Here is a 12780-nt window from a genome sequence, read left to right as displayed (position 1 = left end):
GCGGAACGGAGCTCAGATACCGCCGAGTTCTTCCGCGATGCGTGCCGCGTCGTACCGATTGCGGGCCTGGAGCTTCTTGATGGCCGACGAGGTCAGGTTCCGCACCGTGCCGGGGGCGAGGTAGAACTCCCGGGCGATCTCCTTGACGGAGGCTCCGGTCGCCGTGGAGCGCAGGACGTCACGCTCGCGTTGGCTCAGGAGGTCGACGGCCGGACAGGAGACGTCCGCCGGTCTCTCGCTTGCCCGGAGATCCTGTTGTCTCGCCTGCATGCCGCGGATGGTGCCGATCAGCTGATTCAGCCGCGCCCCGCGCGAGATGACGCTCACCATCTCGGACTCCTGCACCTTGACCAGCGCCACCTGCCCGGGCTGTTCGGTGATGAGGGTGATACCGCAGTGGGGCACGTGGTTGCGCACTTCGTGCACCGTTTCCCGTACGTACGGAGTCACTCCGCCCAGGACCAGGGACACGGCGGCCGCCTTGCGGATCGCGGGAACCAGTTCGCGGTGCGAGCCCACGACCCCCGCCACCCGGAATCCGGGAATCTGGTTCAGCAGCCCGGCCAGCGCTTCCGTGTATATGACATGCTCACCTGCGACGAGAATGCGCGTACTCATTACCGTTCCCCCGTTTTGCCTCAATGCAAGGGAAATTTCGCCGGGCCACACCTTGTGGGTGAACCTGGGGCTTCACACCTCAATTCCCCCGGAACGCCTGGTCAGACCTACGGTGTGAACGTCGAGTGCCAACCGGCCCCGCCTGGCGAAAGACCCCCTGGATGTCGGTCAGATAATATGCGCGACCTTGACGTTACAAAAGCCTTCGACCACTCCTCGGGGACCTGTTACAGAAAAGGGTCAATGTCCCGAAGATTGCGGTGGACGCACAGTCGTCCTCCATCTCGATGAGGCGGAATGCCGCACCGAAGAAGCATTCTTCGCCCGAATTGCCCATGCCCATCCCTCGCGGAGACCGCTCAGGAGAAGCCCGCTCCCAGGACCGTCCACATGCTCGTGACACGGGCCGGGCGGCGCGGCCGTACGCGGCGAAGGAGAAGGGACCGACGGGGACGGGCCACTGGGCGGCCCTGCACCGCCGCCCGACGCCGCCGGCCGCCGGGGACCACTGTCAGACGCCCGAACTCCCGCTGCGGCGACCGGTATTGCCGGAGGTCCCGGTCATCGGCGCGGGCCGACGGGGCCGCAGCCGCACGCACGGCGACCGGCACCGAGGAGCACGGGGGCCGGGCGCGGGGCCGGCGCCCGGGGCGGCCGAGGAGAGGCGCCCCGGCCTCGTGCGCTTCGCCCGCCCCACCCAGGGCCGGTGGCCCATCGCAGGCGCGCACGGCATACGTGACGAGGCGCATCGGCAAGACGCCTTCAGCGTCCACGCCGAGGCCCGACACTCCGGGCCCGCCCAGCGTGATCAAGCCACCGGCATCAGCGCCCTCACGCGTCGACGCGGCACCCTCGAAGCAAACGGCCACAAGCATGTCCACCCTCAACACTCGCTCCACGCTCTCGGCCTACCGCCCTGCCAGCCAACACACAGTGATCAGATCCGGATCGCCTCACGAAGGCACAGAGGTCCTGGGTCGCGCTCTTCGATGTCTCACCATGCGATCGCTCCCACCGGAAGCGTAAAGGTGAATCCAGGCCAAGTGCAAGGAGAAGCAAGGAGTTGGTCTAGGTTCCGTAAAGGTATCGAGGTGATGCGCGGCGGATTTGACGTTTCCGCGGGTCAGAGGCTGGTTCACGGTCCCACGACACTCCTGACGGCCTATCAGGACCGAGCAGACCCGCACCGCACTTCTCGGCCCTGCGGCCTCCAGGACATCCTCACCCACAGGCAATGTCCGACAACAGACTCAACCACCGTGCCGCGCAGCCGACTTGATCCGCGCCCGCGCTGAACTCCCGCCGGTCCGAGCGTGATCAGCCGTACACGCCCTTATGCACATTTACCCGCCGCCCTACCCGAAAGCCGCATTTCACGGCATCGGCGAGCACGCCGGAGTCGCCTCACCCGACGCCTTCCTACCGTCCCCCTCCGCTCCTGGAGATGGACTTCGAGCCGCCTCAGCCGCGCCCCGTCGAGATTCAGGGAAAGAAGCGAGCCGATGAGCGCCTCAGCTCCTTACGTGGTGTGAGCTCATCCGCTCAGCCGTTGAAGCGGAACCCGTAACACAGAGCTCCCACCTGCGGAAACGCCGGATTTCGCAGGGGCCATCCCAGCACAGAGGCTCCACCCTGCATCGTGCACTTCAGACGCCACCTCCCACGAAGCGAACCGGCTCGGACAGCGCAGCAGTGGCGGATTCAAGGTCTGCGAGTCTGATCGACAGCGTGGCCTCGGCCAGCCGCTCGGGTAGAGCGTCCCCGAATTTCAGGCCCCGCACGGCCTTTACGTCGACATCGGGCAAGGCCAGGCGCTCCATCACGTCAAGTCGAGCCAGTCTCCAGTCCGCCGGCGTGAGGTCACCCCGCAGGCGGACCCAATGATCGCTGATGCGCTGTCCTGGCACTGCGATGCCTCCGAGAGTGGCCGCCAGGGTGGCGTTCGCCCGGTGCCCGGCCCAGGTCCACCAGCGCAGCTGGTCTGCCTTTCCATGTTCTCGCCCGATCAGGGTGCCTCCGGGATGCACTCGCTCCATGAAGTGCTCCCTTGCCTCTTCCAGACAGCCCTGAGCCCTTCTGGTCAGATTCACTGGCGGGTCGGTACCGAGCAGCACGTCACGCACCGCGCGGGTGACCCGGAAGGACGCTCCCTGCCCGAAACCGGCTCCGCTCCATTTGGCTTTTCCACCGCCGTCGACCGGCTCGACAAAGCATCGCTTGCGTCGCCAGTCGATATAGGTGACCTGCCAGTTCCGTCCGGCGAGCAAGAGCCGGCGGGGGCCGGCGACCTGCTCGGTCAGGAGGCTGGGGTCCGTCCGACCGATCTCGACACGGCCCTGCAGGACCGTGAACTGGGGTGGGGCGGTGAACACCGCGGTGAGATCCATGAAGTGCCGGTGCCCGAAGCGGCGCTCGGCCTCAGGGCCGATGAAAAGCAGTCCACCGTCCTGGTCGAGGTATCCCTCTGCGATGAGGTGCCTGACGATCGGTTCCGCTGACACGCCGAACGGCCCGAGGCCGTTCCACCATTCCTGCCACAGATTACTCCCGACATTGCCTTCCTGAAGGCAGAGGGCAAGCAACTGCTGCGCCACGATGTGCCGCGGCTCAGGCGGAGGCACCACGGGCTCGACCCAGCCTCTCGACCATTGCACGAGGAGCCCCGCCGCGCTCAACAGGCCCGCTTCATCGAGGGTGAGGAAGAGACAGTTGCGCGATGTCCCCGGCCGGCGCCCGGTACGGCCGATCCGTTGCAGGAATGATGCGACGGACGAGGGCGCGTCGATCTGGATGACACGGTCCAGGTCGCCGACGTCAATGCCGAGTTCAAGAGTGCTGGTCGAAACGATCACGCAGTCTCTCGCCTCGGCGAAGGCTGCTTCCGCCCGTTTCCTCTCGTCGAGGGAAAGCGACGCGTGAGAGAGGAAAGTGGTTACCCCACGGGTCCGTAGGGCAGATCCCAGTTCTTCTACCAGGCGCCGTGACTCGCAGAAGACCAAGCGTTTCTCACCACAGTGCAACGTGCTGATAACCGTCGCCGCGTTCTCGAGCGAGCCCACGTAGTCGAGTTGGATGTCCCCCGGCGGCAGGGAGTTGGAGCTGTGGACCACAGGCGTCTCCAGGTGCGGGGCGACAACCCTGCCGGCGCGGTTCCCCGCGCCCGAACCCTGGAGCCACGTCAGCAGCTCATCCGGGTTGCCGACTGTCGCCGAGAGCCCGACACGCTGGAGTGGCCGCCCCACGACGCGTTGCAACCGCTCCAGTACAGCCAGCAGGTGCCAGCCCCGGTCGTCGCCCGCGAAGGCGTGTACCTCGTCGACGACCACCGCCCGGAGCCCGGAGAAGAACGACGCGTGATCGACGTTGACACTCACCAGCATCGCTTCCAGCGATTCAGGGGTGGTGAGAAGTACGTCCGGCCGGTCCGCCAGGATGCGTTTCCGCGCCCCCGAGGTGGTGTCACCGTGCCAGAGCGCAGCGCTGCGCCCGAGCCAGGAGCTGTACGTTCCGACTCGCGGCAACAAGTTGTTCAGCAAGGCCTTGAGGGGGCAGAGGTACAGCACCGACGTGCCGGTCCACCGGGAGCTGTGCATCCGGGACAGCAGCGGGAAGCACGCAGCCTCGGTCTTCCCCCCGGCGGTGGGCGCCAGCAGCACGGCGTCTTCACCTCTGGTCAGGGGCTCCACCGCTGCCTCCTGAAGCGGACGCAGTCCCTTCCAGCCCAGGGTGTTGACGATGTGGTGGACCAGCGCGGGATCCAGCTCGTCGTCCGTGCTCACGGCAGCTCCAGCGCGATGTCGTCGGCGTCGCCGACGGCGGCGTTGCGCTCGACGCTGTTGAGTTCGGAGTCCGTGATCGTGAGCGCGTAGTGCTCACGGGGGTCGAAGTCCTCGAATTCGTCGACCCGGTCCAGGACATCGGCGACGAGTTTGCGCAGAAAGACTCGCGGTGCGACTCCGACCTTGCCACCGAGGCCACCGGTGACGGCGGTGGCCAGTTCACCGATGTACCCGTCGTCGACGCGCGCCGCGACCCGCTCCGGGTGAACTGCCGCCTGCTGGTAGAGGTCGCGGACGGTTCTGCCGAGTTCACCGAGCCGGGGCAGGTCGAAGCCCGGCAGCCGCAGCTGGACCGCGCGCGGGGAGTCGAAGCGCGGGTCCGTGGTGAAGTCGGTGGCCAGACGCTGAGCCAGCGGCGGCAGGCGCTGAGCTCCCTGCTGGCCGTCGTAGAACGCTGGAGTGCCGGTGATGACGAGGAAGAGCCCGGGGAACCGGCCGGCGTCGATCTCGTCGAGGAGCTGACGGAGCGCGTTGAGGCCCTTCTCCCGGACGTCTCCGCGAACCCGCTGGAGGGTCTCGATCTCGTCGAGCACGAGGAGAAGCCCCGGATGACCACAGTCCCTCAGCACCGTGAGCAGCCCTTGGAGGAAGCCGAGGGCGGCGAAGTGGTCGAGGTCTCCGCGCACCCCTGCCGAGCGGCGTGCCGACGCCGCCACGGACTTCTGTCCGCCGAGCCAGGCGATCAGTGCTTCCGCGGTGGCCCCGTCCCCGGCCGCGACCGCTCTGCGATAACCGCGCAGTGCCGCCGCGAACGCCGGGGTGGTACGCGCGACATCGGCGAGCCGCCGCTCCATCAGAGCGTCCACGGCCTCGGCCAGCGCCGCCTCGTCCTCCTCGTCCGTGTCGCCGCCGTCGAGGACCTCCTCCTCCAACGTGTAGAACCACGAGTCGATGATCGCCCGAAGCGCGCTTGGTTGATGCGTGGCGGTGGCAAGACGTTCCGTAAGCCTTCGGTAGACCGTTTCCAGCCGGTGCAGAGGTGTCTCCGTCTCGGAGATCTGCACTTCGGCGGTGGCGAGACCAGCCCGTTTGGCACGCTCGGTCAGCCAGCGGGCGAAGAACGTCTTGCCGGAGCCGTAGTCCCCCCGGATGGCGTGGAAGGCCGCGCCGCCACGGGTGACGGTGGCGAGGTCCTCGTCGAGGGCGCTTTCGAACCGGCTGAGCCCTACGGCGAACAGGTCCAGGCCCGCCTGCGGTACGGTGCCGCGCCGCAGTGCGTCGATGACCTCGCGGCGCCTGGCCACGCTCACCGGGGCGGGGGGCGTCATCTGTTACTCCTTCGGCTTCGGCAGGAACTGGTCACGCAGCAGCGGAACATCGAGCTTCACCGCGTGCCCCGCGTCGACGAAACCGAGGACGGGATAGCCTTCGACGTTCAGCAGCCGCTGAACGGTGGCAACGAATCCCTCGATGTTGCGCCGGACCCGTCCGGTCGCGGAGATCGCGGCGGCGAGAGCCGCCGGAGACATCGTGCCGCCCGCAGCCACGAGGGCGTCGATGACCGCGGACACGACCTTCGCCTCCGGAGCCTTGCGCACATACTCCTTCTGGGCTTCGTAGACCTCGCTCGCCACCACCTCACTGCCCAGGGTGGTGGCGACCTGCCGGCCGGCGGGAGAGGCAGCCCGTTCGGGGGGCGCGCCGACAGCGGCCGGGGCGGCCTGACGCGGCGGTGCTGCCGACACCGTGGGCCCACCGCTTGCGGCAGCCGGACGTGGCGACGTGACCGGATCGACTCCCGGCACCGGCTCGCGCCACCATCCTGGGGTCGACCGCTCTCGCGGCAGCACCTCCCAGCCCTTGGGAGTCCGCTCGGCCTCCACGACCAGGGCGAGAACCGGGACGGTCATCTCGGCGAGTGACGCGCCTCCGTGGTAGCCGGCCCTGCGGCCGGTGTACCGAATGTCCTCACGCCACGGCGCGACGATGCGGCCTCCCCCTTCCAGCACCCTGGGGCCTCGGATCTCGGTCTCTCCGTCTTCGGCCTGCCCCTCGGTGCGCCAGCGTGGAGACACCGCCCCGGTTCCGGACACGGACGCGCTGTCGGTACGGCTTCCGCGCTCCAGGACATGCCCGTGGTCGGCGACCAGGACGACCGGGCGTCCGTACCCTCTGGCCGCCGACAGGAGGTCCCGCAGGTGAGTGACGTCGTCGAGGGCCCACGTCGTACCGCGGCCCTGCTGTCCCTTGTCAAGTGCGTCGTCGATGGTGTTCAGGACGACACCGACGACCACTTCGGAAGCGAGGGCGCCCATGAGTTCGTGAGCGAGGGCGTGGCCGGAGTCGCCGCCGACATCGGCCTTGTGGAAAAGAGCGGCTTCCCTGCGGCGCCGCTTCCAGAAGGCGGCGAAGCCGGCGGTCTCCACGGACTGCCCGCCCTGGGCGGGTCCCCCGGTGAGCAGTGAGGCGCGGCTCGTCCGGGTGACGGAGGGCAGCATGGACACGGCGGACACCCGACCGGCCGTCTGTCCCTCTGCGGGGCGCGGCACGACCTCCCACCAGCCTTCGCGCTCCAGTTCCGCGCCGAGCTGGATGGCGACCGCACAGCTCATTCCGTCGAGTACGACGATGAGCGGGGCACCCGCACCGGTCAGCGGACGTACGACCGACTCCAGGACGTTCTCGATGACCAGAGCCCCGTCCGGCTGGTGTGCGGTGGCGTGCTCCGACCAGGCCGTGAGGCGGCGGGCGAACTGTTCGTCGAGGCGTTCTCTGCGTGCCCGCCCCTGCTCGTACAACCCTCGCAGTTCGCGGGCCGTCGCCAGGTCCCCTCCGGGGTCCCCTGCCCATAGGAGGGTGAGCGCATGGTCCGCCCATCCCCAGTCGGTGGCCTGGGAGCGAGTGCCTTCGGCCACCGTGGGCACGGACGGTTCGGCCAGTTCCAGCCAACGGGCGACCCGTACCGCCATCTCCGCCACGTGTACCCGGTCCGGGTGGAGCGCGGCCAGACCGTGGCCCGCCAGGTCAGCGAGCGCCATCTCACCCGCCGCGGAGGAACGGCGGGCTTCGGCTACGGTTCGGCCGAGTTGCGCGGCGAATCCGGTGGGCAGGAACCGGCTGGTGGTGAGGGCGCCGACCAGCCCTGCCTTATCGGCCAACTTGTCCGCCCGGTCGATGACGGCGAAGACCCGCTGTCGGGCCGACTGGCTGGTTCTCGCCTGTGCGATCCAGCGCGTCAAGGTCCCCTCCACCGCGTCGGTGAAGGCGCTGAGCGCGGCCCTGCGGGGCATGACCTGTCCGAAGAGGCCACCGATGGCAAGAGCGGTGTCGGGGGCCACCGCGGGGTCCCGGAGCGCCGCGGCCAGCACGCCGAGGGCCATGCTGTCGTGGCCGAGTCCCGCTTCTGCAAGGGAGAGGAGCACCGGGGCCGCCGGGCCCGCGGTGTCGCCGAGCCATTTCTTCAGCTCGGCGCGTTCGAGGGCGGGAAGTCCGGCGAAACGCAGCGGGCCCGCCGGCGTACGGGACCAGGCGAGCAGTGTGTCGGTGTCGAGCGTGGGCGGCTGGGCCTGCGTGCCGGATCCGGAGTCGGCCTCGCCGAGGCCGAGCCGCTGCACGGTCAGGGCGCGCAGGGCGGTGTCGAGAGTAAGCAGTCCGCCGATGCGCGGCCAGCCGGTGTCGGAGGGTTCGGCTTCGAGGAGCGCTTCGAGGAGCCATTCCTTGCCGTACATTCGCACGTCGAGGCCGGTGGCGCCGAACCGCTGCGTGACGACCTCCGCGCTCTCGACGGTGAGCGTACGGCGGCGTACGGCCTGTCCTCGCAGGTCCCAGCCGAGCTGCTCGTCATCCACGCCCGTGGTGACCACCAGGACGTCACCGGGACCGGCTTCGTCCCGGTGATCCTGCCACGCGGCGATCACGCCGAGGACGGAGGACTCGTCGCGTACCTGGACGCGCCGGGGCTCGTCATCAAGGGTCGCGGTGAAGCGGGTCGGTGCTCCCGGCACATAGTGCCCGTGGACCAGGACCAGGCTGCGGTCGCGCAGGCTGGCCGCGTGCGTGGCCAGGAGCGCTTCGACGGTGCGGCGGCCCACCCGAGGCGCGGCGGGGGCCATCAGTCTCCCGCCTTCGGGCTGTCGGTGGTGTCCGCGGTATCGGCCGTGTCGCCGTCCACCGGGTGCCAGGTGACCCGGACCCGGGCGTTCGGGTGAGTGGTGAGGTAGGTGCGGATCTCGTCCCCGATGCCGGCGACCGTGGCTGCCAGGGTCGCTTCGAGACGCGTGGGTTCCACCACGTGTGCGAGGCCGGGGGCGTCGGTCCGGTTCCGGTCCTCGGGCACGGACACGTTGTCCACATCGCGGACAAGGAACGTGGGGACACGGGGGCTGCCGTGCTGGGTCAGGCGGATGTCCTGGGCGGTGAGCGGCGAAGGGGTCGGCTCCGGAGGCATCACGGGCCGGCCGGCCTGCGCCAGCCGGGTCGCCTCGCGCATCAGCGCCTTCGTACTGTCCCGCAACCCGTCCAGGACGGGAACCAGCGAGGACGCCTCTTCATGCTCGTTGGCGGTCCGGGACACCTGGGCGAGGAGACGGCCGGCGCGGTCACCCACGCTGTCGTCCCGGTTCGCGAGCTCGCGGACCGTGTCGAGATCCTCTGCCCAGTCGGGGGATTTGAGTGCGGTGAGCACCTCGGGGGCCTGCTTGAGCGCCGCCCCGATCTCCCCGTCCGCGACGTCGTACGTCGCTGCGGCCAGTTCCCTGATCAACGAAGCGGGGTCACCGGTCCGCATGACGCGCGCGACGAGGTCGGCCGCTGCCTTCATCGACTTGATGCGCGGGGCGTCCGCGCCGCCCGGCCCCTCCAGGCCGAGGCGAGCGGCGTTGTTCTGCAACAGAGTGCGTGCCTCACCGACCGGCGTCCGGTGGTCGTCCGCGGACTTACGGACCTTCTCCGCGAGATTGGCGACGTTACGGGCGAACAGCACCCGCGAGACCGTCTCGCCGAAGACCTTCCCGGCCCGGCCCAGCGCGACGGTGAACTCCTCCTCGCCAGGGAGCTCCACCGCCCGGAGCCCGTATCCCGGTCCGATCCGGTCGATCTCGGGAGCCTGAGGCAGGGGGGAGGTCTGATAGACCCAGGTGCGGTCGTCGAGCAGAGCGTAGGTCGCGATGACCAGGTTGCTGACGTTCCGGTCGAGGCCGGTGTAGCCGAGTTCCTCGATCCACTCGCGGATGTCCTCGACCGACAGGTCGGTGCCGGTGTCGGGGTTCTCCGCGGCCTTCTTGTTGATCCGCAGCCGCCACTCGTTGGTGACGTTGAGCGGACCGTCGTGCACCTCGCCGAGCCCCAGAGCATGGACGATCCTCCGTACGGAGACCAGTTGGTGACCGTCGACCACGACCCTGCGGGAACCGTCCGCCATGGCCCGGTTGATCCACGTCAGCGTCGTCTTCAGGTCGCCCTTGGTGATGGCCCTACGGGTGAGCCGTGGGTCGAAGTCCGGATGCTTGGGGTGGCGCGCCGCGAGAATCCCGTCGGCGATGAGGAAGAGGTTCTCCTCGAAGCCGACGGCCGCTTCGGGGTTGTCGCGTGTGAAGCCGGGCTGAAGGGTGAGCAGGTGCTTCCCTTCGGGGACTTCCGCTCCCGTGGTCCCGGGCTCGGCTCGGGCGATGCCGTACACCTGCTGGAGCGCGTCGGTGAGCTGGCCGGTGAGGCTGTCCCTGGACGCCTTGAGCTGGTTGCGGATCTGGATGCGTTCCTCGGCGGGGCGGGTGGCGGTGTGTTCTTCGAGCCGGTCCCGTTCCAGCAGGTAGTTGATCTTGAGGAGGCGTCCGAGGTTGCGGCTCTTCTGCTCGGAGAGGAAGTCGGCGAGCCAGACGACGGTGGGGGCGGCCTTCCCCGCCCGCCTCATCCGGTCGACCCGCTGCACGTCGTCCATCGGAGAGTGGTCTCCGTCGTCGAAGGGGTAGTCGAAGACGAGACGGATGTCACTGCCGAATTGCGGCTTGAAGGCGTCGTCGGGCAGATGCGGGTCGCGGACGTTGCCGAAGACGAACTCGGCCGTGCGCTTCGTTCCGCGCCAGACGACGTCGCGGACACAGATGAACGCCTGGGTGTCCGGGATTCCGAGTGCGGCCCACAGCTGGTCCTTGATCCACTGCCGCCGGTAGCCGAGCTGGTCGGCGACGCCCTGTACCTCTTCGAGGAGCGGTTCGACGTCGAGGTCGGACAGATGCAGGTGGAACACCGGGTCGGCGTTGTCGCCCTCGCTGCGCAGTTCGCCGTCGAAGCCCTCCGACTGAAGCTCCTGGAGCCGCTTGACCGCGACCGATCCGGCGTCCCCCACCCTCGTCCTGATCGTGCCGTGGTTCAGGGCGGCGAGTTTGCCGCCGGTGAGCCGGGACAGGGCGGGTACGTGCGGGGCGAGGGCTGCCAGCAGCAGCGTCTTGACGAGTCGGTCGTCGGTCTGGAACCGCTTGTCGTCCGCCGAGCCGTACTTCGTCAGCAGGTGCTCGGTCACGCGCTCGTGGAAGCGGCGTGCGCTGTCCGCCTCCGCGCGCAGCTTGGCGGTGAACGCCTCGCCGGTGCGGGTCGCGATGACGTCCCAGAGATCCCCTATCGGGATCAGGTCGCCCAGTTTCAGGTCGTCCAGGCGTCGGCCGAGCAGTTCCTGTACGAGCTTGAGGCCGGTCCGCTCACGCTGAAGGGCTCCCGAGAGGTCGACCAGGACGTTGAGCAGCGCGGGCGACAGGGGGTAGAGCGTGCGGAAGTCGTCCCAGTTCGCCTCGGTGCGCCCCTGCGAGTCGAGCAGGACCTGCCGCACCTCGTCCCTGGAGGACTCGACGAGCTTGAACGCGTCGTCGCGCGCCTGCTCCATGCCGGGCCGGGGGGCCAGCACCCGGTATTTGATGATCTCGACGAGGTTGCTGTCCTCCAGCTCGACGACGTCCACCCGCCCCGCGAGATAGTCGATCTGCTGTTCCAGGTTCTGTACGTCGGCGCCCGCGACGTCCGCGCCGATCAGCTGGGACAGATCGCGCTGGCGGGAGATGAACGAGACGATCGGCACGGGCCTGTTCCCGTCCGCGGACTCGATCAGCTTGACCAGACGCTGCACCTGGTCACGGACGAAGTCCTGGTCCCCCATGTGCGCCTGGAGCCAGAGGATCAGCTCGTCGAGAAAGAGGACGACTCCGTCATAGCCGAGCGACTGGGCGTGCTGAGAGATGGCCTTCAGGCCGTTCTCCAGGGGGATGAAGGAGTCCTTCTGACCACGCGCCGCTTCGGCGTAGGACGCCATGGGACCACTGACGAGAGCCGACACCAGCCGATCGCGGTCCGGGTCACCGGCCTGCGCCGCGAACGCACGGTCCAGTTCGGCGCTGCTCCAGCCCAGCTGGACGGCGACATCGCCCGTCCCCGCGTCGATGACCGCTACGTCGTCCTCGTCCTCCGGCACATCAGCGGCGCCCGCCGCCGGCGCTCCGGCCCCGAGCCACTGCCGGAATTTGGCGTCGTCGGCGAGGAACTCACGCTGCCTGCGTGCGTCGGCGAGAAGTGCGTCGGCCCGGAAGACGGCGGGGGTGGGCGCCTCCGGATGCAGCACGCGCACGGTGTGCACGTAACCGCCGAGCAGCGCCGAATCCAGGTCGGTGGAACCCACCAGGTGGTAGGGCACCATCAGGAACCGGCTCTTGGGCAGCCAGTCCTGGTGCTCGGCCATGACCTCGGCCAGCCGGGGCTTGCCCTGGGCCGCCGGGTGGTTGTTGAGCGCGGCGTGCAGCACGGTCAGGAAGTGGCTCTTACCGGCGCCGAACGAGCCGTGCAGGTAGGCGGCGTGCGAGTCGCCGCTGCGCACGGCGGCGGCGACGATGCCCAGCGCCTTGCGGAACTGCTTCTGCAGCTGCTCCGTGACGACGTACTCAGCCACGCGCGCGTCGGTCTCGTTGAAGCCCTGAGAGAGATCGATCTTGAAATTACCCGCATGGACGTCTTCCTTGACGGCGATGACATCACGCAGGACGAGCTCTCCGCTGGGCATCAGGCGATCATTCCCTCACTCGACTGGACCGGTGACACGCTGCTGCCGCGCGCCCCTGTCAATCTTGCCAGGCCGTGTGTCTGCGAGTGAGCGCCATCCGGCCTCTCGCCGGTCACTAGATCGCTCTGGGTAACCACTCGTGCCACTGCGGTCTCGCATCTCACTCAGCGTCGTGAGCGCAGGCCAGGGCGGACTCTTCGGGCTTGGCCGATAGGCGCTCTATCCCCGCTGTCTCCCTCCTGTTCCTCTGAAGAGGCCCGGCGGCGCGGCTGGGGCACGGTCGTACTGACCCATGAGGGGATGAAGTTGGGTACGTCATCGCGGTGGCCCGGACCGAGGGGAGCT

At 68.8% G+C, this 12780-nt stretch carries 5 protein-coding genes; all 5 read right to left on the bottom strand.

Going from position 1 to position 12780, the window contains the following annotated elements; genetic code table 11:
- Positions 1-12: 12 nt before the first annotated feature.
- Complete coding sequence (locus ACIRJT_RS03910) at positions 13-618, bottom strand: response regulator transcription factor (protein ID WP_403904037.1); 606 nt, start codon at positions 616-618, stop codon at positions 13-15.
- Positions 619-2264: 1646 nt separating this feature from the next.
- Positions 2265-4397: a DEAD/DEAH box helicase gene (locus ACIRJT_RS03905; protein WP_403904035.1), complete on the bottom strand. Its 2133-nt coding sequence runs from the start codon at positions 4395-4397 to the stop codon at positions 2265-2267.
- Complete coding sequence (gene brxD / locus ACIRJT_RS03900; protein ID WP_403904033.1) at positions 4394-5725, bottom strand: BREX system ATP-binding protein BrxD; 1332 nt, start codon at positions 5723-5725, stop codon at positions 4394-4396. The genes ACIRJT_RS03905 and brxD overlap by 4 nt, the downstream gene beginning before the upstream one ends.
- 3 nt (positions 5726-5728) lie before the next feature.
- Positions 5729-8509: a BREX-2 system phosphatase PglZ gene (pglZ, locus tag ACIRJT_RS03895; RefSeq protein WP_403904031.1), complete on the bottom strand. Its 2781-nt coding sequence runs from the start codon at positions 8507-8509 to the stop codon at positions 5729-5731.
- Positions 8509-12435: a PglY protein gene (locus ACIRJT_RS03890; protein WP_403904028.1), complete on the bottom strand. Its 3927-nt coding sequence runs from the start codon at positions 12433-12435 to the stop codon at positions 8509-8511. Before ACIRJT_RS03890 ends, pglZ begins: the two co-directional genes overlap by 1 nt.
- Positions 12436-12780 lie beyond the last annotated feature (345 nt).

The sequence above is a fragment of the Streptomyces sp. NPDC102283 genome, from assembly GCF_044766265.1.
Classification (GTDB): domain Bacteria; phylum Actinomycetota; class Actinomycetes; order Streptomycetales; family Streptomycetaceae; genus Streptomyces.
The sequence above is the reverse complement of the archived record's forward strand: the minus strand, read 5'-3'. Positions and strand labels throughout refer to the sequence as shown.